Raw genomic sequence first — 23,524 nt, forward strand, 5'->3', positions numbered from 1 at the left:
CCACATCGGTCACACCGGCCGCGCAGTTGCCCACAGGCTCCCCGCGCCGCGTAGCGTCGCCGCGTGAGCACTCCCGACCTCGGCGCCGACGCCGCGGCCCTGACCGCCGAGCTCGTCGCCACCGACTCGGTCAACCCGGGCCTCGTGCCGGGCGCCGCGGGCGAGGCCGCGGTCGTCGACCTCCTGGACCGGCGGCTGGCGGCATCCGGCTTCGACACCCACCGCGTCACGCCGTCCGGCCACCCCGACCGGCCGAGCCTGCTCGCCGTCGGCCCGGGGGAGCCCGGGACGCCGTGCCTCGTCCTCACCGGCCACGTCGACACGGTCGGCACCGACGGGATGGACGCGCCGTTCACCCCCGTGGTCGACGGCGACCGCCTCGACGGCCGCGGGGCCTGCGACATGAAGGGCGGCGTCGCGGCCGTCGTCGTCGCCGCCGAGGAGCTCGTGCGCCGCACCGCGCCGGTGCACATCGTCCTCGCGCTCGTCGCCGACGAGGAGGACCTCAGCCTCGGCACCGAGTCCGTCCTCGAGGCCCTCCCGCGCCTCGGCCTCGCCCCGGACGCCGCGCTCGTCGCCGAGCCGACGTGGCTGTCCCGCACCGCCTCCCTGCGCGGCTACGCGGTCGCCGAGGTCACGCTGACCGGCCGGGCCGCGCACTCGTCCCAGCCGGAGGAGGGCGTCAACGCCGTGGCCCACCTCGGGCGCCTCCTGGCCGCGGTCGAGGAGCGCGGCCACCACGTCGTGGCGTCCGGCGGCTCGCTCATGGTCACCGTGGCCTCGGGCGGCGAGTCGCCCTTCGTCCTCGGCCGCTCGGCCCGCGCGGTCGTCGAGCGACGCACGGTGGCGGGCGAGGCCGCCGACTGCGTGCTCTCCGAGCTCGACGAGCTCCTCGACGGGCTGCGCGCGGACGACCCCACGGTCGACGCCCGCGTGCGGCTCGTCGTCGCCCGCGAGGCCTGGCGGCTCGACGACGCCGGGCCGGCCGCAGCGCTGGCCGACTCCCTCGACGCCGCGCTCGCCGCCGAGGGCGTCGAGCAGCCCCCGCCCCTCGACGCGCCCTACTGGATGGAGGCGACGCTCTGGCAGGCGGCGGGCGTGCCGGCCCTCGTGTGCGGACCGGCCGGTGGGGGCCTCCACGCCGCCGACGAGTGGGTCGACCTCGGGCAGGTCCGCCGCTTCACCCGCGCCCTCGTGGCCGCGGCCGAGGCATGGGGGAGCGGTCGTGCCGACTGACCCGCGCGGGCTGCGGTCGGACGCCCCCCTGCTCGATGCCTGGCTGCGTTTCCACGAGGACGCACCGACGCCGTTCACCATCCCCGGGCACAAGCAGCGTCACGACCTCGTCGGCGACGTCGTGGCCGGGGACGTCCCGCTCTACGCCGGCCTCGACACGATGAAGCTGTCGCGCGGCGTGCTCCACGACGCCGAGCGGCGGGCGGCGCGGGCCTGGGGTGTCGACCTCTGCCGCTTCTCGGTCGGTGGTTCGACGCACGGCAACCAGGCCGTGGCCCTCGCGCTCGGGCGCCCCGGTGACGAGGTCGTCGTCTCGCGGACGCTGCACCGCTCGATGCTCCTCGGGCTCGTCCTCGCCGGGCTCGTGCCGGTCTGGGTGCGTCCCGAGGTCGACCCGGCCCACGGGCTGCCGGTGGGGGTGGCCCCGACGGCGGTCGACGCCGCCCTGCGTGAGCACCCCCGCGCCGTGGCCGTGCTCGTCGGCGACCCCTCCTACGTCGGCACCGTCGGCGACGTCGCCGGCCTCGCCGACGTTGCTCACGCCCACGACGTGCCGCTCGTCGTCGACGCGGCGTGGGGAGCCCACCTCGGCTTCCACCCCGACCTGCCGCCGCACGCCCTCGCCCTCGGCGCCGACGTCGTCGTCACGAGCGCGCACAAGGCGCTGCCGGCGGTCTCGCAGGGTGCCCTCGTCCTGGCCAGGTCCGGCCGCATCGACCCCCGCCGCCTCGACGCCGGCGTGGAGGCGACGGCCACGACGAGCCCGGCCGGCGGCATCCTCGCGTCGGTCGACGCGGCGCGGGCCCTGCTGGAGCGTGACGGCGCGGCGCTGCTCGGGCCGGTCCTCGAGGCGGTCGACGCCGCCCGCGCGCGGCTGGGCGAGGTCGACGGGCTCGTCGTCCTCGACGGCCCGGGCACCGACCCCCTGCGGCTGACCCTCGTCCTGCCCGGCGCCGGTGTCGACGGCAACGCCGTCGAGGCCGACCTCCTGCGCCGCGGCCTGCCGCTCGAGATGGCCGACCGCGACACCCTCTGCGCGATGGTCACGCTCGCCGACACACCCGCCGGCGTCGCCGCGCTCGCCGACGCGCTGCTCGAGTCCCTCGCGCGTCGGCGCGGCCCGGCCCGCCCCCTTGCCCCGAGCGGCGTCTGGGCGGTCGACCCGGAGACCGCCAGCACGCCGCGCGAGGCCTTCTTCGCCCCGCGCGAGACCGTGCCGCTGGAGGCCGCCGTCGGCCGGGTGAGCGCCGAGCTCGTGGCCCCCTACCCGCCCGGCGTCCCGGTGCTGGCGCCCGGCGAGCGCGTCACCGTCGCGTCCCTCGACGCCCTGCGCGCCGCCCGCGCGGCGGGCAGCCGCATCGCCTACGCCGCCGACCCGAGCCTGGCCACGCTCGACGTCGTCGCCCACTGAGCCGGGGTCGACGACCGCGCAAGAACCGTCCCGCCGACGAGACACCCGCGCCGCAACCCCGGGCGGCCCCGGCGAGCGCGGGTGGATAGGCTCGGTGGCACCCACGAGGACGTGGCCACCGCGCGTGCGGTGCCACCCGCGACGAAGGAGTGCCACCGCACCATGTCGACCGCCCCGGCCACCCACCGCGAGGAGATCCTCGCGCCGATCGCGGCAGCGTACGAGGAGCTGGCACCCGACGGCTGGGGGCGCGACTTCCTCGAGCGGTACTTCCGCCACACGCCCCTCGACGAGCTGACCTCGCGCACGCCGGACGTCTTCGCGGGGGTCGCCCACAGCCACCTGCGCCTCGCCCGCACCCGCCCCCCGGGCACCGCCAACGTCCGCGTCTACAACCCGAGCAGCGACACCGACGGCTGGTCCAACCCGCGCACGATCGTGCAGGTCGTCACCGACGACATGCCCTTCCTCGTCGACTCCGTCACCGGCGCCCTCGTCCAGGCCGGCATCGACATCCACCTGATCGTCCACCCGCAGCTGGTTGTCGTCCGCGACGCCGTCGGCGAGCTGACCTCGGTCGCCGACCGCGACATCACGAAGGGCTTCCGCAGCGGGGCCGTCGGCGAGCTCGCCGAGTCCTGGATGCTGCTCTCGATCGACCGCGAGAGCGACGAGGAGCGGCGCGCCGAGATCGAGCGCACCATCCGTGAGGTGCTCGAGGACGTGCGGCAGTCGGTCGAGGACTGGCCGAAGATGCGCAGCCGCTGCCTCGTGCTGGCGGCCGAGCTCGAGGGCGGCCAGGCCACCGGGGTCGACCCCGAGGAGGTCGCGCTCGCCGTCCGCTTCCTGCGCTGGATGGCCGACGACCACTTCACCTTCCTCGGCTACCGCGAGTACACGCTCGACGAGCGCGGTGGCGGCGAGGTCATCGCACCGGTCACCGGCACGGGTCTCGGTCTCCTGAGGGCGGACCCGCCGCTCGGCGCCGACCCGGACCTCCTCAGCCCCGAGGCGTCGCACATCGCGCACACCCGCGAGCTGCTCGTCCTCACGAAGGCCAACTCGAAGTCGACGGTCCACCGCGTCGCCCACCTCGACTACGTCGGCGTCAAGACGCTCGACGAGCGCGGCGAGGTCGTGGGGGAGCGCCGCTTCCTCGGCCTCTACGCGTCCACCGCGTACACCGAGTCGGTGATGCGCGTCCCGCTCGTCGCCGAGAAGGTGCAGGCGGTCATCGACCGCTCCGGGCTCGCCGCCGACAGCCACACCGGCAAGGACCTGCTCGAGGTCCTCGAGAACTACCCGCGCGACGAGCTCTTCCAGGCCGGCGTCGAGAACCTCTACGAGACGGCGCTCGCGGTCACGCAGCTGCAGGAGCGACGCCGCACCAAGCTCTTCATCCGCGAGGACGACTTCGGCCGCTACGCCTCGTGCCTCGTGTTCATCCCGCGCGACCGCTACAACACCGCCGTGCGCCTGCGGATGGCGGACATCCTCAAGGACACCTTCGGTGGCGTCGAGGTCGAGTTCTCGGCGCGGGTCAGCGAGTCCGCCCTCGCCCGACTGCAGTTCGTCGTCCGGGTCGCGAAGGGCCAGCGCATCCGCACCCTCGACCGCGCCGAGCGCGATGCCCTCGAGCAGCGCCTCGTCGAGACCAGCCGCACCTGGGCCGACCGCCTCGGCGACGCGCTCGTCACGAAGTACGGCGAGGAGGACGGCGACCGGCTGATGAGCCGCTTCGGCCGGGCGTTCCCCAACGCCTACGAGGAGTCGTTCTCGGTCGTCCAGGGCATCGCCGACATCAGCCACCTCGACCGGCTCGGCGCCGACCGGGGCACGAGCGTCGCGCTCTACCGGCCGCTCGGTGCGCCGGACGACATCCGCCGCTTCAAGCTCTTCCGCGTCGAGCCGCTGTCGCTCACCGACATCCTGCCGATCTTCACGCACATGGGCGTCGAGGTCGTCGACGAGCAGCCCTTCCAGGTCGAGCGCGGCGACGGCTCGTCCCTCCACGTGTACGACTTCGGCCTGCGCGTCCCCGACCACGAGATGTGGGACTCCTGCTCGCACGACCGGCTGCGCGACCTCTTCGAGGAGGCCGTGGCCGCGGTCTGGGACGGCCGGGCCGAGTCGGACGGCTTCAACAAGCTCGTCCTCGGCGCGCAGCTGACCTGGCGCCAGGTCGTCGTGCTGCGCACCGTCGCGAAGTACCTGCGCCAGACCCGGGCCACGTACTCGCAGGACTACCTCGAGGACGCGCTCGTCGCCCACCCCGGCATCGCGCGCGACCTCGTCGAGCTGTGGGAGACCCGCTTCGACCCCGACGCGTTCACTGCCGACGAGGTCGGCACGATGGCGCGCGACGAGGCCGAGGAGGAGGTCGCCCGGCGCGTCACCGAAGCCCTCGACGACGTCTCGAGCCTCGACCACGACCGCATCGTCCGTGCCTTCCTCGGCGTCATCCGCGCCGGGCTGCGCACGAACTTCTACCAGCGCGGCCGTGACGGCGCCGACCACCACGCGTACGTGTCGGTCAAGCTCGACCCGCGCGCCGTGCCCGACCTGCCCGCTCCCAGACCGCAGTTCGAGATCTTCGTCTACAGCCCGCGGGTCGAGGGCGTGCACCTGCGCTTCGGTCCCGTCGCCCGCGGTGGCCTGCGCTGGTCGGACCGGCGCGAGGACTTCCGCACCGAGGTGCTCGGCCTGGTCAAGGCGCAGATGGTCAAGAACGCCGTCATCGTGCCGACCGGCTCCAAGGGCGGCTTCTACGCCAAGCAGCTGCCCGACCCCGCCGTCGACCGCGAGGCGTGGCTCGAGGAGGGCAAGGCGGCCTACCGCCTCTTCATCTCGGGCCTGCTCGACGTCACCGACAACCGCGTCGCCGGCGCCGCCGTCCCGCCCGAGCGCGTCGTGCGCCACGACGGCGACGACACCTACCTCGTCGTCGCGGCCGACAAGGGCACCGCGACCTTCTCCGACATCGCCAACGGCGTCGCGCAGTCGTACGGGTTCTGGCTCGACGACGCCTTCGCCTCCGGCGGCTCGGCCGGCTACGACCACAAGGCGATGGGCATCACCGCCCGCGGCGCCTGGGAGTCGGTCAAGCGGCACTTCCGCGAGATGGGCCACGACACCCAGACCGAGGACTTCACGGTCGTCGGCGTCGGCGACATGAGCGGCGACGTCTTCGGCAACGGGATGCTCCTCTCGGAGCACATCCGGCTCGTCGCGGCGTTCGACCACCGGCACGTGTTCGTCGACCCCAACCCGGACGCGGCCACCTCGTTCGCCGAGCGCCGGCGGCTGTTCGACCTGCCGCGCTCGTCGTGGGACGACTACGACCACACGCTCGTCTCCGAGGGCGGCGGCATCTTCCCGCGCACGCTCAAGTCGGTGCCGGTCTCGCCGCAGATGCGCGAGGCCCTCGGCCTCGCCGACGGCGTGCGGTCGATGACGCCCGCCGAGCTCATCCACGCGATCCTCCTCGCGCCGGTCGACCTGCTGTGGAACGGCGGCATCGGCACCTACGTCAAGGCCTCGACCGAGGACCACCTCGAGATCGGCGACCGCGCCAACGACGCGATCCGCGTCAACGGCGACGAGCTGCGGGTCAAGGTCGTCGGCGAGGGCGGCAACCTCGGTCTCTCGCAGCTGGGTCGGATCGAGGCGGCGTTCCACGGGGTGCGCGTCAACACCGACGCGATCGACAACTCCGCGGGCGTCGACACCTCCGACCACGAGGTGAACATCAAGATCCTCCTCGGTGAGGTCGTCCGCGACGGCGGCATGGACATCGCGCAGCGCAACGAGCTGCTCGCGTCGATGACCGACGACGTCGCCGAGCACGTCCTGCGCGACAACTACGAGCAGAACGTCCTGCTCGGAAACGCCCGCGCGCAGGAGCACGGGATGGTCAGCGTCCACGAGCGCTTCATGCACTGGCTCGAGGACCGCGGGCTGCTCGACCGGGGGCTTGAGTTCCTCCCTGTCGACAGCGAGCTCGAGAAGCGGCAGAACGCCGGCCTCGGCCTCAAGAGCCCCGAGTTCTCGGTGCTCGTCGCCTACGCCAAGCTCGCGCTCAAGGAGGACATCCTCGCGAGCTCCATCCCCGACGACCCGTACTTCGAGGCGACGCTGGCGGAGTACTTCCCGCCGCCGATCCGCGAGCGCTTCTCGGGCCAGCTCGGCGAGCACCCGCTGCGCCGCGAGATCATCACCAACTCGGTGGTCAACTCGATGGTCAACCGCGGCGGCATCACCTTCGCCTACCGGGCGCAGGAGGAGGCCGGGGCGACGCCGGAGCAGGTGACGCGGGCCTTCGTCGTCGCGCGCGAGGTGTTCGGCCTAGCCGACTTCGTGCGCCGCGTCGAGGCGCTCGACAACGTCGTGCCGACCTCGGCGCAGACGGCGCTCTACCTCGAGTTCCGCCGGCTGCTCGACCGCACCGTGCGCTGGTTCCTCTCGGCGCGGCCCTCGCAGCTCGACATCGGCGCCGAGGTCGAGCGGTTCGCCGGCGTCGTCCAGGAGCTCGCGCCGACGGTGCCCGACCTCCTGCGCGGCACCGAGCGGACGCGGTTGGACGAGAACGCCGCCCGGCTCCAGGAGGCCGGCGTGCCGGAGGACCTCGCGGTGCACGCGGCGTCGCTGCTCGACCAGTTCTCGCTGCTCGACATCACCGACATCGCCGCCGACACCGGCCGCGAGCCGACCGACGTCGCCCCGCTGTACTACCTCGTGTCCGAGAAGTTCGGCATCGACGGCATGCTCGGCAAGGTCACCCGCCTGCCGCGCGAGGACCGCTGGGACGCCCTGGCCCGTGGCGCGCTGCGCGACGACCTCTACGCCGTGCTCGAGTCGCTGACCCGCTCGGTCATCGAGACCTCGGGCTCGGGCGACGTCGACGCGCACGACCCGGCGGCGCAGTACGCGGCGTGGCGCGAGGCCAACGGCGAGTCGGTCGACCGGGCGACGTCCGCGCTCGCGGGCATCGTGCGGCTCGAGCAGCCGAACATCGCGGCCCTGTCGGTCGCGCTGCGGACGCTGCGCTCCGTCATCCGGGTGGGCGCGTCGAGCTGACCACGCGTGACCTAGGCTCGGCGGCGTGAGCACGCTCGCCGAGATGCTGCGGACGACGTCGGACCTCGAGCCGATGGAGTCCGAGTGGCTGCACCTCCTCGCGGGGGACTGGCAGCTCGTCGCCGACCTGTCGTTCGCCGACCTCGTCCTCTGGGTGCGCGGCGGCCTCGACGGCTGGCGGGCCGTCGCGCACGTCCGCCCGAACACCGGCCCGATGGTGTTCTACGACGACATCGTCGGGCGCGGCTCGACCCGCCAGCGGGCGGCGATGCTCGACAACGCCGCCCGCCAGCGCCGGATCGTCGCCGCCCCCGTGCCGACGGTCCGCGAGGACATGTCGATCCGCGAGGACGCCGTGCCGGTGCTGTGCGGCGAGCGGGTCATCGCGGTCGTCACGCGGCACACCAACCTCACCGGCGGGCGCACCCCGAGCCGCCTCGAGCTGACCTACCGCGACCTCGCCGACTCGATCCTGCGGATGGTCGCCACGGGCGAGTTCCCCTCACCGTCGGCCCCGACCGGGCTGCGCCGCGGCGCGCCGCGGGTCGGTGACGGCGTCATCCACCTCGACCCCGACGGCGTCGTGCGCTACGCCAGCCCCAACGCGGTCTCGGCCGTGCACCGGATGGGCCACGTCGGCGACGTGATGGGCGAGACGCTCGCCAAGGTCGTCACCGACCTCGTCGCGGCGGGGGAGCGGGCGGTCGACGAGTCGCTGGCCGTCGTCGTCATGGGCCGCGCGTCCTGGCGCACCGAGGTCGAGACGGCGAGCGCGACGGTGACGATGCGCGCCATCCCCCTCACGTTGAACGGGGTGCGGACCGGCGCGATGATCCTCCTGCGCGACGTCTCCGAGCTGCGCCGGCGCGAGCAGGAGCTGCTGACCAAGGACGCGACGATCCGCGAGATCCACCACCGGGTGAAGAACAACCTCCAGACGGTCGCCGCGCTGCTGCGCCTGCAGGCCCGCCGGGTGCCCCAGGAGGACGCGCGGGCGGCGCTCGACGAGGCGGTGCGCCGGGTGGCGGTCATCGCGACGGTGCACGAGACGCTGTCGTCGGGCTTCGACGAGACCGTGTCGTTCGACGAGATCGCCCTGCGTGGCCTGCGCGCGGTCGTCGAGGTCGCGGTGCGCGAGCACCACGTCGACAGCCGCTTCGAGGGCTCGTTCGGGCGGGTGCGCGCCGAGGACGCGACCGCGCTGGCGATGGTCATCTCCGAGCTCGTCCAGAACGCCATCGAGCACGGGCTCGAGGACCGCGACGGGTCGATCGTCGTCAAGGTCGACCGTCGGCCGGCCGACGGCGGCGACGAGCTGACCGTGTCGGTCACCGACGACGGCGCCGGCCTGCCCGCGGGTTTCCGCCCGGGGATGGCCGGGCTCGGCACGAAGATCGTCACCTCGTTCGTCCAGGACCTGCGCGGGCGCATCCGCTGGGAGAACACGCAGCCGCACGGGACGAAGGTGGAGTTCGTCGCAAAGCTGCGCCCGCTCGGCGGCCGCTGACTCGCGGCGCCGGGCGGGCGCAGGCGGTGGTGCTGGTGGGGGCTGTCGTCAGCCGGCGCGGCGGGCGCGGGCGTTCCGGCGCTTGAGGGCGCGGCGCTCGTCCTCGGACATGCCGCCCCAGACGCCGGCGTCCTGGCCGGACTCGATCGCCCACTTGAGGCAGGTGTCGAGGACCTCGCAGCGACGGCAGACAGCCTTGGCCTCCTCGATCTGAGCGATCGCCGGGCCGGTGTTCCCGATCGGGAAGAACAGCTCGGGGTCCTCGTCGAGGCAGGCAGCGCGGTCGCGCCAATCCATGGATGGAGCTCCTTGGTCGGGGTCACAGAAGTCGGTCGAGCACCGGCAGTGAGGGGTGGGCTGCAGGGTTCGTCATGCGGTGGGATGCGCCCTTGCAGCCCGGTGACGGACGTGTTTCGCACAGACGTCCGTGGCGTTACTCTACCGTGACGTACCCAATCGCGGCTAGGGGATACCCCCGGTCGTTCCGGGTGTCGGTGCTCACCACGGCTCAACGGGTGGACGGGGGCCACGTGTTCCCGAGGGGTGGGGTAGGACCACGCGAGGCCCGAGCGTAGCGCTCGCCTAGGCTGCTGCGGTGCCTCCGCAACCGCCTTTCGACGCGGCCCCGGCGCCCACGCCCGGGCCCCGACGCGTCGCCGCCGCGCTCTGCGGCGTGCAGTCGCTCGCGCTGCTCGCGTTCGCCGCGTTCTACGTCTACGAGCTGGCCATCGGGGAGGGCAGCGACGCCGGCCGGGTCGTGATGTCGGCCCTGCTCATCCTCCTCGGCGCGGTCGGCCTCGGGCTGCTCGCCAAGGGCTGGCTCGGCGAGCGCCGCTGGCCGCGCACGCCGACCGTCGTCTGGGACCTGCTGCTCCTGCCGGTCGGTGCGAGCATCCTCCAGGCCGGGCGCACCGGCCTCGGCTGGGGCGTCCTCGGCCTCGCCCTGGCCACCCTCGGCGCGGCGCTGCTGGCGCGCGTGCCGGACGTGGAGTTCGACGACCCCGCCTGACGGCGTCCCGAGCGGACAGCGGTCCACTCGAAGGATGGTCGCCGCCACCACCGGCCAGGAAGCCGCTGCCCTGCTGCGCTGACGCGTGCTGCGCGGGTCAGGCGCTCCGGAGCGGCTGGATGAGCTCGAGCGCGTCGCCGAGGTGGTCCTTCTCGATCTCGAGGTCGTAGCGGGTCTGCAGGTTGAGCCAGAAGCGGTCGGTGGTGGCGAAGTAGCGGGACAGGCGGAGCGCGGTGTCCGCGGTGATCCGGCGCTTGCCGTGCACGATCTCGTTGATCCGCCGCGGGGGGACGCCGATGGAGACCGCCAGCCGGTGCTGGGTGACTCCCAAGGGTGCGAGGAACTCCTCGAGGAGAACCTCGCCCGGGTGGATGGGCGCGATGGTCGCCATGGGTGCCTCCTTCGGGCTAGTGGTAGTCGACGATCTGGACGTCTTCGGGACCGGCGGGGGTCCACACGAAACAGATGCGCCATTGCTGGTTGATGCGGATGCTGTGCTGACCCGCACGGTCACCCTTGAGCGCTTCCAACCGGTTGCCCGGTGGAACCGTGAGGTCGTCCAGGGCCTCGGCCGCATCGAGCATGACGAGCTTGCGAAGTGCGACACGTTCGATGCGGGGATCCAGCGTCCTGGTGTGTTGTCGTGCCCAGAGCCGTTCGGTGGGTGCGTCCCCAAACGACCTGATCACGGGATGAGCATAACGTCACGCGTTATGAGCCGACCAGCCGCGAAGAGTAGCTTCGGAGGTCGATGGATGCGGCCGCCAGCGTGTTCCTCCCGCAGCACGGCAGACGACATGGACGTCACGCCGCGCCCGTAGCCCGGTCGGAGAGCACGATGGTCGGCGCCCCGGTGTCGCCCACACGCTCCTCGAGCACCTGCAGGGGGGTGGCCTCGCCGTCGACGACGAGCAGGCCGCGCCCCGGCGGACCTCCGGTGGCGCGTGCGACGGCCGCGCGGGGGATGCCGACGAGGGCAGCGTCGTCGAGGGCCGGCTGGAGGAGCACGGCCGAGCCCAGCCGGGCCACGGTGACGTCGAGCCCGCGCAGTCGACCCGCGAGCACGCGCGAGGGGGAGGAGACGGCGAGCGCGCCGCCGTCTCGCTCGACCAGCGAGGCGATCCCGTCGAGGACGCGACCCATGTCCGTGTCGTCGAGCAGGTGGACGTCGTCGACGAGGACCAGCAGGTCCGGATGGGCCCGCCGGAGGTCGACGAGCCGCTCGGCGTCGTCGGGGCCGAACACGGGCCACGGGGGCGGAGGGCCCTCCGGTACCGCCATGGACGGCATCGGGCTCACCGTCGGTCGGCCCGTGACGAGCACGAGCGGTCGGCCTCGTCCGACGCTCGAGCGAGCCAGCACCCGTAGGGCGGTGGTCCGTCCGGAGCGGGAGCGCCCGGTCACGAGGAGCAGCCGCCCGTGCTCCGCCGGGCGCCAGGAGAAGGCAGCGGCCCGGGGGCCGGCGAGGCCGACGAGGAGACCGTCGTCCGGTGGCGCGGCCGGGTCCTCCGGGACATCGGCGCGGTGGACGCGGGTCGGCAGGGGCCGGTAGCTCCAGGGCAGTGTCGGCGGAGTCGTGACGGCGGACCCGCCCGCCGCGGCGACGACGTCGTCGGGTCCGACGAGGAGCACCTGCACCTCACGGTGGTCGTGGGCCCGCCACCCGCGGCCGGGAGGGGCGTCCGACGGCGTCGGCGTCGCCGGGAGCCCGAGCAGCGCGGCGTCGAGGGCGTCGGGCCGCCCCAGGAGGAGCGTCTCGCCGCCGAGCGCGGCCCACGTGGGGCGCAGCAGGTCCCGTCCGCCCGCGAGGAGCGCGTGCACGTCCGTGTCGCGCACGAGGCGCAGCACGCGCTCACGCCCCGAGGTGGCCGGGCCGGGGTCGTCCTCGAGCCGGTCGACCCCGTCGACGACGAGCAGCGTGGTCGATCCGCGGACGGAGCCCGACGACTGCTCCAGCCGGGACAGCAGTGCGTCGACGCCCACCGGGTCGGTCGGGTCGACCACCGAGCCCACCTGCGGGAGCGCCGCCAGCTCGCCGAGACCGGGTGGCGCGATGAGGTGGATCTCGAGCGGCTCGTCGTGAGCAGCGACAGCCGCGAGGACGAGCGCGCGCAGGGTGGCTGTCCGCCCGCTGCGCGAGGGTCCGACGACGCGCCACGTCGGGGTGGCCGACGACCAGGCCCACGCGCTGCGTCGCTGGCGGTGGGGCTCGTCGACGAGGGCCACCGTGCCGGCCGGGTGCTCGGCGGCCGGGGCCACGGCGGGGAGCGGCGGCACCCACGGGCGGCGCGGCGGCGTCGAGCCCAGGGCACGTGCGGCCCGTCGGACGAGGTCGACGACCGCACGGACCTCGGTGTCACGGCCCGTCGCGGCATCCTCTCCCCGCGGAGCCGCCGACGGCGGGTGGGGGGCCGGCTGAGGGACCCGGCCACCGGCCGCGGCACGGACCCGGACCTGGGGCGGGCGCGTGTCGGCGGGTGCGACGAGGGCCGCCTGGAACGGGCGCAGGACGCCGTCGCCGCCCCGACGCACACCACGGCCGGGACGGTCGGGAGGGACCAGCGCGGCGTCGTCCGACTCGACGACCAGGCACGAGTCGGCCCGGTCGCGGACGCGGAAGGCGATCCTCAGGGTGACGTTCGCCTGGATCTCGGCCCCCAGCGTCCCCGTGGGGCGCTGCGTCGCGAGGACGAGGTGGATGCCGAGCGAGCGGCCTTGGGCGGCCAGGCGGACGAGGGAGCCGACCGCGTCGGGGTGCGCGTCGACGAGGGCCCGCACCTCGTCGACGACGACGACGAGGCGGGGGAGCGCTGCCTCGTCCGACCGGGTGAGCCGCCGGGCGGTGTCGATGTCGGCGGCCCCGAGGTCCGCGAGCAGCTGCTCGCGGCGGCGCAGCTCGGCAGCGAGGGAGTCGAGCATCCGGTCGACGAGGTGGCTGTCGAGGTCGGTGACGAGACCGACCACGTGGGGCAGGTCCACGCACGGACCGAACGCCGCCCCACCCTTGAAGTCGACGAGCAGCAGGGTGACGTCGTCGGGGGAGGAGTCCAGCGCGAGGCCGGTCACGAGGGTGCGGAGGAGCTCGGACTTCCCCGAGCCGGTCGTGCCGCCGACGAGGACGTGGGGACCGTCCCGGTGCAGGTCGAGGCTCCACGGACCGTCTGCGTCGACCCCCACGGTCGCGGTCGGTGCCGTCGAGGTCGCCCATCGACGCAGCACCGCGTCCGGGTCGGTACCCAGCCCGAGCAGCTCGCTGCTGCGCGCCACCGCGGGCAGGGGGGCCCGGCCGGGCTCGTCCGGGCGCAGGGGGGCCAGGGCGCGGACGAGGCGGTCGAGCCACCCCTCCGAGGTCCCGTCCGCGACCAGCGCGGCCGCGGTCCCCGGGCCCGTGAGGGTGTACCTCCCCCCGCCGTCGTGCCGCAGCACGGCGGCGGAGCCGGTCGGGGCCGGTCCCGGCCCGGCGGAGAGGCAGAGCCCTCCGTCGGCGAGCACACCCGTCATCCGGCCGGCCGCGTCGGGCACGGTGGTGTCGGGGACGACGAGCAGCCGGCGTCCGGACCCTTCGCAGTGGGGGAGCAGGTGCAGCACACGCCATCCCGGGTCCGCCGGGCGGACGAGCTCGAGCGCGACCGACCCCGGGCCGTGGGCCACGACGACCTGCCCCACGAGGTGCCGGAGCACCGCCGCGGCGTCCTGGCCAGGGCCCTGGACGTGCAGTGCGCCGACGCGGCCGAGGTCGAGGCGGACAGGCGCGTCGACGAGGAGGGGGTGGTGCTCCACGCCCTCGGGGTCGACCACCGTCAGCTCGGCGTCCACCGCACCCAGCCCGAGGCGTAGGACGGGTGTCGCCGCTCCCGACCACAGGCGCGGACCGCCGTGCACCGCGGTCGTCAGCACCTCGTGCGCGTCGGGATGGTGCGCGAGGAGCAGGGTCCGCTCCGCGTCCGTCGCGGCCGTGACCGTCTCGTGGTGCCGGGCCAGCGCCTGCGCGTGCTCGGCGAGGGCGCGGCGGTGCCGCCGCCGTCCCCCCACCCGGTCGCCGACCCCCGTGCTCAGGAGGACGACCGGACCGAGCAGCGCGAACGCGAGGACCTGCGGGCCGATGAAGAACGCCAGCCCGACCACGATCGGCACCGGAGCCAGCGCCGCCACCCAGGGGAGCCGCGCCCGGGACGGCGGGGCGGGCGTGCGCGGCGCCGTGAGGGTCGGGGCAGGCCGCTCGGCGGCGGACGAGGTGGCCACCGGTATCCGGGTCGTCCCGTCGCCGGGATGGTGCCGTGGTGGTCCGGGAGCCGGCGCCCGCCGCAGCCGCAGGGTGGTCGTGCCCACCCGGACCTCCGAGCGGGTGTCGATCTCGGCGTCACCGTCGAGGGGGCGTCCGTCCACGCGCACACCGTTGGTCGAGCCGTCGTCCCGCACACGGACACCCGAGGGATCGGCGTCGACCCGGCAGTGCACGCGGCTCAGCGAGGGGTCCGCGAGCCGCAGGTCGGCGAGCTCGGAGCGCCCGACGCTGAGGCCGGGAGGGCGCAACGGCACCGCGCGGCCGGCGTCGGGCCCACCCACGGTCGTGAGCAGCAGCATCGCCGACGACGCCGCGCGTGCAGGACGACGGTCGGCAGCAGGGTCCGCACCCTCCGGGGTGTCGGCGACGACGAGCGAGACACCGTGCAGGAGCGGTGGCGCGCCGACATGACCGGAGACGGGCACCCGCTCGCCGTCGTGGAGAAGCCCGGGGACGGCGACGCCGAGGTGCTCCGCCAGGGCCTGCTGGAGGTCGCCCGCCGTCGCGGCGCCGCTCCACGCGACCACGACCTCGACCGCCTCGTGGCGTCGGGGGAGGTGGACGGTGGCGGTGAGCTCCATGGCCGGGACGCTAGACGCGACGTCCGACCCGGCCGCGGGGTTTTCCACAGGTGCGCGGTCGGGGGTCGCGCTCCGGGCCCGCGCGGTGTTGGGTGTACCCCAGAGCACGGACCGGGGGCGGTCCACGGGAAAGGGGTCGGGCCGGACATGGACGCCGTGCGTGCGCTGGAGACGGAGGTCCGCGAGCTGATCCGTCGGTCCAACCTGGACCCGCTCCGCGACGAGCCGGCGGTGCGTCGACTCGTCCAGGACGCCGTCAGCGACTACGACGAACGGTCCATGCACGGCGGGATGGCCGTCATCCCGGACCTCGCCGCAGCGTCGAAGGCGGTGTGGGACAGCGTCGTCGGGTTCGGCCCCCTCCAGCAGTACTTCGACGACCCACACGTGGAGGAGATCTGGGTCAACGAGCCCTCGAGGGTCTTCGTCGCGCGCGACGGTGTCGCGGAGCTGACGACGACGCTGCTCACCGCCGACGAGGTCCGTGACCTCGTCGAGCGGATGCTCAAGTCGTCGGGTCGGCGCGTCGACCTCAGCTCGCCCTTCGTCGATGCCGTCCTCCCGGACGGCAGCCGGCTGCACGTGGTCATCCCCGACATCACCCGCGAGCACTGGTACGTCAACGTCCGCAAGTTCGTCGTCAAGGCCGACTCGATGGACGACCTCGTCCGGCTCGGGAGCCTCACCGTCCAGGCGGCCCGCTTCCTCGAGGCCGCTGTCACGGCCGGTCTCAACATCCTCGTGTCCGGCGGCACGCAGGCGGGCAAGACCACCCTCCTCAACTGCCTGGCGTCCGCGGTGCCCGCGCGCGAACGCGTCGTCACCTGCGAGGAGGTCTTCGAGCTGCGCATCCCGCACCGGGACGTCGCGGCGATGCAGTGCCGCCAGCCGTCGCTCGAGGGCACGGGGGAGGTCCCGCTGCGGCGGCTCGTCAAGGAGGCGCTGCGCATGCGCCCCTCCCGGATCATCGTCGGCGAGGTGCGCCAGGCCGAGAGCCTCGACCTGCTCATCGCGCTGAACTCGGGTCTCCCGGGCATGTGCACGATCCACGCCAACAGCGCGCGCGAGGCGGTCACCAAGATGTGCACGCTGCCGTTGCTCGCCGGTGAGAACGTCTCGGCGCGCTTCGTCGTCCCGACCGTCGCGTCGTCCATCGACCTCGTCGTGCACGCCGCGCTCGAGCGGGACGGGCGCCGCACCGTCCGCGAGATCGTGGCGGTGCCGGGCCGTGCGGAGGAGGACGTCGTCGAGATCGCCGAGCTCTTCGTGCGTCGCGGGGGCGAGCTGGTGCGGGCCGACGGGTTCCCGCCCCACGAGGACCGGTTCGAGCGCGCGGGGCACGACCTCGCGGCGCTGCTGGCGCGAGGGCCCTCGTGAACGGGCTGCTCCCGGGGCTGGGCCTCGGCATCGGTGCCTTCCTCGTCTGGTGGAGCTGCTGGGTGCCCGAGCCCGGCGAACGCCGCCGGGGCCGGCTCGCCGGTCCGGTCGAGGTGCTGCGCGACGAGGTCGTGCAGGCGGGGTTCCGTGGCCTCGGCGTCCGGACGCTCCTCGGCTCGTGCGTCGTCGCGTTCGTCCTCGTCTTGGCGCTCGGATGGTTCGTCGTCGGGGTGCTGCCGATCGCCGTGTGCTTCGCGTCGATGGCCGGGGCGCTGCCTCTCGTGCTGGTCCGACGTCGCGCCCGCAGGCGCCGCGCGGTCCTGCGTGACCTCTGGCCCGAGGCGGTCGACAACATCGTGTCGGCCGTCCGCGCCGGGATGGCCCTGCCCGAGGCCCTGGCCCAGCTCGGTGACCGCGGTCCGGAGGAGCTGCGCGAGCCGTTCCGGCGCTTCGCCGAGGACTACCGGCTGACCGGGCGCTTCTCCGACTGCCTCGACCGACTCAAGGAGCGGCTGAGCGACCCCGTCGGCGACCGCCTCGTCGAGAGCCTGCGCATCGCCCGCGAGGTCGGCGGCAGCGACCTCGGTCGGTTGCTGCGCACGCTCTCCGCCTTCCTGCGCGAGGACGCTCGGACCCGGGCCGAGCTCGAGACGCGGCAGTCGTGGACGGTCAACGCGGCCCGGCTCGCGGTGGCTGCCCCCTGGGCCGTCCTCGCGATGATGTCGACGCGCCCCGAGTCGGTGCAGGCGTACGCGACCAGCGTCGGCGCGGGGGTGCTCGCCGCCGGTGCTCTGGTGACCGCGGTGGCCTACTGGGTCATGATGCGCATCGGGCGGCTGCCCGAGGACCAGCGGGTCCTGCGATGAGCGACCTCGCGCGCACCGGTGCGCTGCTCGGGCTCCTGGCCGGGATCGGGCTCCTGCTCGTCTGGGTCCGGTTGCCGCGCAACCGGCGCCGTGGGCTCGCAGACCGGGTGCTGCCCTACCTGCGCGACACCCCACGTCCGTCGAGGCTTCTCGACGACCGTGTCACTGGCGGGGTGCTGGCCTCGGTCGCCGCTCCCGTCCTCCGCGACCTGGGCCGGGGTGTCGAGCGAGTGCTGGGAGGTGCGGCCTCGGTCCGCAGCCGCCAGCTGAGGGCGGGCGGGACCGCCGACGTCGACCGCTTCCGGGCCGAACAGGTGCTGTGGGGCATCGGGGCCGCGGTCGTCACCGCGACCACGGGCACGCTGCTCGTGCTGGCGCGTGGTGGCTCGTCGCTCACCGTCGTGCTGCTCACCGGGATCGGTTTCGGTCTGGGGGTGACCGGCGCCGACTACCTGCTGACCGTGCGCGCCGTCCGTCGTGAGCGCCGCATGCTCGCCGAGTTCCCCACCGTCGCAGAGCTGCTCGCGCTCGCCGTCGGGGCGGGCGAGGGAGCGGTGGGCGCCCTCGAGCGGGTCTGCCGCCTCTCGCAGGGAGAGCTGGCCGCCGAGCTCCGGCGCTGCCTGGCCGACGCGCGCGCCGGAGCCAACCTGCCGACGGCGCTCCAGGGGCTGGCCGACCGGACCGGCCTGCCGAGCCTGCGGCGTTTCGTCGACGGGGTGGTGGTCGCGGTCCAGCGCGGCACGCCGCTCGCCGAGGTGCTCCGGGCCCAGGCGCAGGACGTCCGGGAGGAGGGACGCCGCGCGCTCATGGAGGCGGGGGGCAAGAAGGAGATCGCGATGATGGTCCCCGTCGTGTTCCTCATCCTGCCCGTGACCGTGCTGTTCCTCGTGTTCCCGGGCTACAGCTTCTTCCGCTTCACGATCTGACCGATGAGAGAGGACGACCATGAGAACGACCCACCTCGCCGCCCGCCTGCACGGCGTGGCCTTCCGGGTGCTGAACCGGGCCGAACGCCGCGCTGAACGCGGTGACGTCCCCGGCTGGGTGCTCATCACCCTTATGACCGCCGGTCTCGTCACGGTGCTCTGGGCGGTCGCGCGGGAGCAGCTCGTGAGCCTGTTCCGCAGCGCGCTGTCCTCGGTGACCGGCTGACCGTCGCCGCCGTGTGCGGGTCCCGCCGGACGGAGCGCGGAGCAGCCGTCGTCGACTTCGTGATGGTGTCCGTGCTGCTCACGACGATCTTCCTCGCCCTGGTCCAGCTCGGGTTGGTGCTCCACGTCCGCAACGTCCTGATCTCGTGCGCGTCGGAGGGTGCCCGGGCCGGCGCGCGGGCCGACGCCGTCCCCGGAGAGGCCGTCCTGCGCACCCGCTCGCTCGTCGGTGCCTCGCTCTCCCCGCGGTACGCACGGTCGGTGAGCGCACGCGAGTCCACGGTCTCGGGGGTGCGCGTCGTGGAGGTCGAGGTGGTGGCCCCGCTGCCGGTGCTCGGCCTGCTCGGGCCGGAGGGCCGCCTCGACGTCGTCGGCCGTGCCTTCCGGGAGGACCAGTGAGCCGCCCGCGTCGCGTGGCGACCGCGAGCCCACGCCCCGAGGGGCGGGCGATGCGTCGCGAGTCCGGCAGCGCCGTGGTCGAGTTCGTCATGCTCGGTGTGCTCCTGCTCCTGCCACTCGTCTACCTGGTGTTCGCCCTCGGGCGGGTCCAGGCGGGGGCCTTCACCGTGAGCCAGGCCGCGCGCGAGGCCGGTCGCGCCTACGTGACGACCGACGCGGGGGAGGACCCGACCGGGCGGGCCCGGGCGGCAGCGGGGATCTCCTTCCTGGACCAGCGGTTCGAGGACACCGGGACGCTGACGATCGCCTGCGACGGCTCTCCGTGCCTGCGACCCGACGGTCGTGTCGAGACGACGGCGACGGTCCTCGTGCCGCTCCCGCTCGTGCCGGCCTTCCTCGAGGACGTCCTGCCGCTCAGCATCCCGGTGACGGCCTCGCAGGTCTCGACCGTCGACCGCTTCCGGGTGCTGCCGTGACGGCGCGGGCCGCCGTCGTCCATGACGAGCGCGGGACCATCACGGTGTACCTCCTCGGGCTCGTCGTCGTCGCGATGACCCTCATCGCCGGCACGGTCGCGGTGACCTCGGCGCACCTGGCGCGGGTGCGGATGCTCGACGCCGCTGACGGCGCCTCCCTCGCCGCTGCCGGGGCCCTCGACGAGGGGGCCTACCGGGACGGCGTGGGCGACTCCGTGCCGCTCGCGACCGCCTCGGTGCGCGAACGGGCCGCGGCCTACCTCGGCTCGGTCGAACGTCCGACGGGCGTCCTCGACTGGCGTCTCGGGCCGGCCACCGGCACCCCCGACGGACGCACCGCCGTCGTCGACCTCAGCGGTGAGGCGGAGCTGCCGCTCGTCGGTGGTGTGCTGCGCGAGCTGGGCGTCAGCATCACCGTGCAGGTCACCTCGCGCGCCCGCTCCGACCTGCTGGTCCCGTGACACCGAGGCCCCTGTCGCCGGAGGACCGACGGGCGTAGCGTCGTGACCGTGCCAGACCTCCCCGCCCGGCTGCGCGGCCGATGGTGCATCCGCTCCACCGACAGCTTCCTGTCGATCGGCTCGCGCGGCAGCGTCCTGTCCGTCGGCAGCGTCGGCTCGGTCCTGAGCATCGCGAGCATCGGGAGCTTCGCCTCGGTGCTCAGCCTCGGCTCCTCGATGAGCCTCGCGTCGGCGTTCTCGAGCATGTCGATGTTCTCGGCCCTCTCCGAGCGCAGCGACCGCAGCCTGCTGTCCAGCCGCAGCCGGCGCAGCATCCTGTCCGACCGCAGCAGCGACGCGGTCCGCGGCCACCTCGAGGCGGGCGACCGCCACCATCTGCTGCCGCTCGACTGACGCCGGGCGCGACGCAGCGGGGCGGCCGGGCCCTGCTCCCGACCACCCCGCCCGTCCACGACGCCGGCGCCCCTGCGCGCCGATGCGGTGGACCACGTCGAACGCCTTCGTGCCCGTGCCCCGTGCCCCGGACCCTGCGAGCGGCCGACCGGCGAGCCCCTGCTGCCCGCCGTCGAGGTGAAGGAGACGCGCCTCCGCACCCTGATACATCTCTGGGAAGAGTTCTTTCCGGCCCTCCCGCACTCCACTGATTGCGAGTTCCGCCGCTCGACACGCCGCTGGCAGGCGTGTCGAGCGGCGGAACTCGCAAGAAGTCGGGACGGGCCCGGGGGGGCAGGGGGCTAGGGACCGGGGAGGAGGGGGGAGGGTCAGTCGTCGGTGGTCGCGCGCAGGGCGGCGCTCGCCTCGTCGATGATCGCCGCCATCGCCGCGGACGCGGCCATCGCGTCGCCCGCCCCGATGGCCTGTGCCACCTCGGAGTGCAGCCGGATCGCCTCCGGGTTGGGGCGGGCCGGCATGAGGTCGTGGTGGGTGCGGCCGGCGAGCACCTCGTCGACGACCCCGGAGAGCGCCGCGAGCATCTCGTTGCCGGAGGCCTCGAGCAGCGCCCGGTGGAACTGCTGGTCGGCCGCGAGGTAGGCGACGAGGTCCTGGGCCTTGGCCTGCACCTGCATCTCCATGACGGCGGCGGCCATCCGGGCGCACTGCTCGCCGGTCGCGCGCGCGGCGGCCAGGCCCGCGGCCACCGGCTCGACCCCGCGTCGCAGCTCGCCGAGCGAGAGCAGCTGCTCCTCGCGGCCGGGGCCGTCCAGGCGCCAGCGGATGACGGTGGGGTCGAAGACGTTCCACGCCGAGCGCGGCTGCACGAGCACGCCGACGCGCCGCCGGGTCTCGACCAGGCCCATCGCCGACAGCACCCGCACCGCCTCGCGCACGACCGAGCGCGAGACGCCGAAGCGCTCGTCGAGCCGGTCGATGCGCAGCACCGATCCCTCCGGCGCCGCCCCCGACACGATGTCGGCGCCGAGGGCGTCGAGCACCCCGGCGTGCAGGCCCGGCGCGGGCGGGCGGCGGCCCGGCGCGGACCGGGGAGGCGTGGCCATGCGGCCAAGGGTGCCAGACGCCGATGTAAGCGCCCGCCCGACGTGATTCATGAGACTTTCTCAGGCTCAGGGGTTGATAAAGCAGACTTAAAGGCGCATGCTGTGCGACGACCCGCCCTCGGCGTCGAGGGCCCGCCGACACAGGAGTCGCGCAGCATGACCACCACCAGCCCGTCCCCCCTCGTCGTCGTGATGGGGGTGTCCGGATCCGGCAAGACGACCGTGGGTGCTGCGCTCGCCCAGCGGCTCCGGGTGCCCTTCGCGGACGCCGACGACTTCCACCCCCCGGAGAACGTCGCGAAGATGTCCGCCGGCGTCCCCCTCACCGACGACGACCGCGAGCCCTGGCTGCGGACCATCGCCGCGTGGCTCGACGCGCACGCCGAGGCCGGGGGAGTCGTCTCCTGCTCGGCCCTCAAGCGGTCCTACCGCGACCTGCTCCGTGAGCAGGCGACGCAGACCTTCTTCCTCCACCTCCACGGCGACCGCGACGTCATCGCCGCGCGGATGGCCGGCCGCCCCGGCCACTTCATGCCGGCGGCCCTCGTCGACAGCCAGTTCGCCACGCTCGAGCCCCTCCAGGCCGACGAGCTCGGCACCGCGCTCGACGTCAGCGCCCCCGTCGACGACCTCGTCGAGCAGTCCCTCCAGATCCTCGCCCCGAAGGACGGTTCCCTCCGATGACGACCACCGACCTCCACGGGCTGCTCTTCCCGGCCCTCACCGCCGCCGACGGCGCGACGCAGAGCATCCCCGCGAGCCGGCTCATCCCCGCCGCGCTGCTCGGCATCGCCGTCATCGTCGTGCTCATCACCCGCTTCAAGCTCCACCCCTTCCTCGGCCTGACCCTCGGCTCGCTGACCGTCGGCGCCGTGGCCGGGGTCGCGATGGGCGACGTCGTCGACTCCTTCACGAAGGGCTTCGGCTCGACCGCGGCCGGCGTCGGCACGCTCATCGCGCTCGGCGCGATGTTCGGCAAGCTGCTCGCCGACTCCGGCGGCGCCGACGAGATCGTCGACACCCTCATCGGCCGCTCCTCCGAGCGCACCCTCCCGTGGGCGATGGCCGCGGTCGGCGCGATCATCGGCCTGCCGATGTTCTTCGAGATCGGCCTCGTGCTCCTCATGCCGGTCATCTACCTCGTCGCCCGCCGCGCCCAGGTCTCCGTGGTCCGCGTCGGCATCCCCGCCCTCGCCGGCCTCTCCGCGATGCACGGCCTCGTGCCGCCGCACCCCGGCCCGCTCGTCGCCATCGACGCCCTCAAGGCCAACCTCGGCCTCACCCTGATGTTCGGCGTCATCGTCGCCATCCCGACCATCGCCGTCTCCGGGCCCCTGTTCGCCAAGCTCGCCGGCCGCTGGGTCGACGTGCCCCCGCCCGCCATGTTCGGCACAGGCGACGACGACGAGCGCGGCTCCCGCGAGCGCCGGCCGTCCTTCGCCCTGACGATGTTCGCCGTCCTCACCCCCGTCGTCCTCATGATGGGCAAGGCGCTCGCCGACATCTTCAGCAGCGAGGGCACCGCCGTCCGCTCCGCCCTCGACTTCATCGGCACCCCGGTCATCGCGCTCCTCATCGCCGTCCTCGTCGGGATGGCCACCCTCGGCCGCGGCGCCGGCATGGGCATGAAGGAGATCAGCACGAGCCTCGAGGGCTCGCTGCCCCCGATCGCCGGCATCATCCTCATCGTCGCCGCCGGCGGTGGCTTCAAGCAGACCCTCGTCGACACCGGCATCGGCGAGCTCGTCGCCGACTGGGTCCGCAGCAGCGGCATCTCGGTCCTGCTCCTCGCGTGGGTGGTCGCGGTCCTCATCCGCCTCGCGACCGGCTCCGCCACCGTCGCCACGGTCACCGCGTCGGGCATCCTCGCCCCGCTGGCCACCGGGCTCCCGGCGGCGCAGGTCTCGCTGCTCGTCCTCGCCATCGGCGCCGGCTCGGTGTTCTTCAGCCACGTCAACGACGCCGGCTTCTGGCTCGTCAAGGAGTACTTCGGCCTCTCGGTCGGCCAGACCTTCAAGTCCTGGTCGGCGATGGAGACGCTGCTCTCGGTCACCGGTCTCGTCGTCGTGCTCCTCCTGGGGCTCGTCGTCTGACCGACGCACCACCGCCACCCGACACGGCCCGCACCCCACCGGTGCGGGCCGTGTCGCGCGTCCGGCCCCCGACCCGGCACGTCGGGGCCACGAGACCCGC

Annotated in this window: 20 protein-coding genes; 15 read left to right on the forward strand and 5 right to left on the reverse strand. The window is 74.2% G+C overall.

What is annotated here, in order from left to right:
* Positions 1-63: 63 nt before the first annotated feature.
* From J3473_RS08325 to J3473_RS08340, 4 genes are all read left to right on the forward strand, one after another.
* The gene (locus J3473_RS08325) at positions 64-1,236 is read left to right on the forward strand and encodes a M20/M25/M40 family metallo-hydrolase (protein WP_207022710.1); all 1,173 of its coding nucleotides are present in this window, start codon (positions 64-66) and stop codon (positions 1,234-1,236) included.
* Positions 1,226-2,647, forward strand: a complete 1,422-nt coding sequence (locus J3473_RS19730; protein ID WP_207022711.1) for an aminotransferase class I/II-fold pyridoxal phosphate-dependent enzyme — start codon at positions 1,226-1,228, stop codon at positions 2,645-2,647. Before J3473_RS08325 ends, J3473_RS19730 begins: the two co-directional genes overlap by 11 nt.
* A gap of 162 nt (positions 2,648-2,809) precedes the next feature.
* Positions 2,810-7,723, forward strand: a complete 4,914-nt coding sequence (locus J3473_RS08335; protein WP_207022712.1) for an NAD-glutamate dehydrogenase — start codon at positions 2,810-2,812, stop codon at positions 7,721-7,723.
* Between the two features lie 25 nt (positions 7,724-7,748).
* On the forward strand, positions 7,749-9,230 hold the full coding sequence (locus J3473_RS08340) for a sensor histidine kinase (protein ID WP_207022713.1): 1,482 nt from the start codon (positions 7,749-7,751) through the stop codon (positions 9,228-9,230).
* A gap of 48 nt (positions 9,231-9,278) precedes the next feature.
* Here the strand turns inward: J3473_RS08340 and J3473_RS08345 are convergent, their stop codons facing one another.
* On the reverse strand, positions 9,279-9,527 hold the full coding sequence (locus J3473_RS08345; protein ID WP_030527568.1) for a WhiB family transcriptional regulator: 249 nt from the start codon (positions 9,525-9,527) through the stop codon (positions 9,279-9,281).
* A 298-nt stretch (positions 9,528-9,825) separates the two neighbouring features.
* Here J3473_RS08345 and J3473_RS08350 point away from each other — a divergent pair, with 298 nt between their 5' ends.
* Complete coding sequence (locus J3473_RS08350) at positions 9,826-10,239, forward strand: hypothetical protein (protein WP_207022714.1); 414 nt, start codon at positions 9,826-9,828, stop codon at positions 10,237-10,239.
* Between the two features lie 97 nt (positions 10,240-10,336).
* Here J3473_RS08350 and J3473_RS08355 read toward each other — a convergent pair whose 3' ends face one another.
* The 3 genes from J3473_RS08355 to J3473_RS08365 form a co-directional block, all read right to left on the reverse strand.
* Positions 10,337-10,630, reverse strand: a complete 294-nt coding sequence (locus J3473_RS08355) for a HigA family addiction module antitoxin (protein ID WP_207022715.1) — start codon at positions 10,628-10,630, stop codon at positions 10,337-10,339.
* A 16-nt stretch (positions 10,631-10,646) separates the two neighbouring features.
* Entirely contained in the window at positions 10,647-10,928 is a 282-nt protein-coding gene (locus J3473_RS08360) for a type II toxin-antitoxin system RelE/ParE family toxin (protein ID WP_207022716.1), read from the reverse strand.
* Positions 10,929-11,043: 115 nt separating this feature from the next.
* Complete coding sequence (locus tag J3473_RS08365; protein WP_207022717.1) at positions 11,044-15,105, reverse strand: FtsK/SpoIIIE domain-containing protein; 4,062 nt, start codon at positions 15,103-15,105, stop codon at positions 11,044-11,046.
* A gap of 147 nt (positions 15,106-15,252) precedes the next feature.
* Between J3473_RS08365 and J3473_RS08370 the strand changes: the two genes are divergently transcribed.
* The 8 genes from J3473_RS08370 to J3473_RS08405 are packed head-to-tail and all read left to right on the forward strand — an operon-like array spanning position 15,253 to position 20,228.
* Positions 15,253-16,482, forward strand: a complete 1,230-nt coding sequence (locus tag J3473_RS08370) for a CpaF family protein (RefSeq protein WP_207022718.1) — start codon at positions 15,253-15,255, stop codon at positions 16,480-16,482.
* On the forward strand, positions 16,479-17,348 hold the full coding sequence (locus tag J3473_RS08375; RefSeq protein ID WP_207022719.1) for a type II secretion system F family protein: 870 nt from the start codon (positions 16,479-16,481) through the stop codon (positions 17,346-17,348). Before J3473_RS08370 ends, J3473_RS08375 begins: the two co-directional genes overlap by 4 nt.
* Positions 17,345-18,274 carry a type II secretion system F family protein gene (locus J3473_RS08380; protein ID WP_207022720.1) on the forward strand — a complete coding sequence of 310 codons (930 nt, stop codon included), beginning with the start codon at positions 17,345-17,347 and terminating at the stop codon, positions 18,272-18,274. Before J3473_RS08375 ends, J3473_RS08380 begins: the two co-directional genes overlap by 4 nt.
* 19 nt (positions 18,275-18,293) lie before the next feature.
* Positions 18,294-18,500 carry a hypothetical protein gene (locus J3473_RS08385; protein WP_051750339.1) on the forward strand — a complete coding sequence of 69 codons (207 nt, stop codon included), beginning with the start codon at positions 18,294-18,296 and terminating at the stop codon, positions 18,498-18,500.
* An 11-nt stretch (positions 18,501-18,511) separates the two neighbouring features.
* On the forward strand, positions 18,512-18,898 hold the full coding sequence (locus J3473_RS08390) for a TadE family protein (RefSeq protein WP_030527559.1): 387 nt from the start codon (positions 18,512-18,514) through the stop codon (positions 18,896-18,898).
* Positions 18,899-18,948: 50 nt separating this feature from the next.
* Positions 18,949-19,374: a TadE/TadG family type IV pilus assembly protein gene (locus J3473_RS08395; protein ID WP_207022721.1), complete on the forward strand. Its 426-nt coding sequence runs from the start codon at positions 18,949-18,951 to the stop codon at positions 19,372-19,374.
* On the forward strand, positions 19,371-19,835 hold the full coding sequence (locus J3473_RS08400) for a pilus assembly protein TadG-related protein (protein WP_207022722.1): 465 nt from the start codon (positions 19,371-19,373) through the stop codon (positions 19,833-19,835). The genes J3473_RS08395 and J3473_RS08400 overlap by 4 nt, the downstream gene beginning before the upstream one ends.
* A 48-nt stretch (positions 19,836-19,883) precedes the next feature.
* Positions 19,884-20,228 carry a hypothetical protein gene (locus J3473_RS08405; protein ID WP_207022723.1) on the forward strand — a complete coding sequence of 115 codons (345 nt, stop codon included), beginning with the start codon at positions 19,884-19,886 and terminating at the stop codon, positions 20,226-20,228.
* A gap of 368 nt (positions 20,229-20,596) precedes the next feature.
* Here J3473_RS08405 and J3473_RS08410 read toward each other — a convergent pair whose 3' ends face one another.
* Positions 20,597-21,331 (reverse strand): FadR/GntR family transcriptional regulator, encoded by a 735-nt coding sequence (locus tag J3473_RS08410; RefSeq protein ID WP_207022724.1) that lies wholly within the window; start codon positions 21,329-21,331, stop codon positions 20,597-20,599.
* 156 nt (positions 21,332-21,487) lie between these two features.
* Here J3473_RS08410 and J3473_RS08415 point away from each other — a divergent pair, with 156 nt between their 5' ends.
* Together J3473_RS08415 and J3473_RS08420 are read left to right on the forward strand one after the other, a co-directional pair.
* Complete coding sequence (locus J3473_RS08415) at positions 21,488-22,015, forward strand: gluconokinase (protein WP_207022725.1); 528 nt, start codon at positions 21,488-21,490, stop codon at positions 22,013-22,015.
* Complete coding sequence (locus tag J3473_RS08420; RefSeq protein WP_207022726.1) at positions 22,012-23,424, forward strand: GntP family permease; 1,413 nt, start codon at positions 22,012-22,014, stop codon at positions 23,422-23,424. Before J3473_RS08415 ends, J3473_RS08420 begins: the two co-directional genes overlap by 4 nt.
* Positions 23,425-23,524: the final 100 nt, after the last annotated feature.

The organism is Phycicoccus sp. DTK01 (assembly GCF_017312765.1).
Taxonomy (GTDB): domain Bacteria; phylum Actinomycetota; class Actinomycetes; order Actinomycetales; family Dermatophilaceae; genus Phycicoccus; species Phycicoccus jejuensis.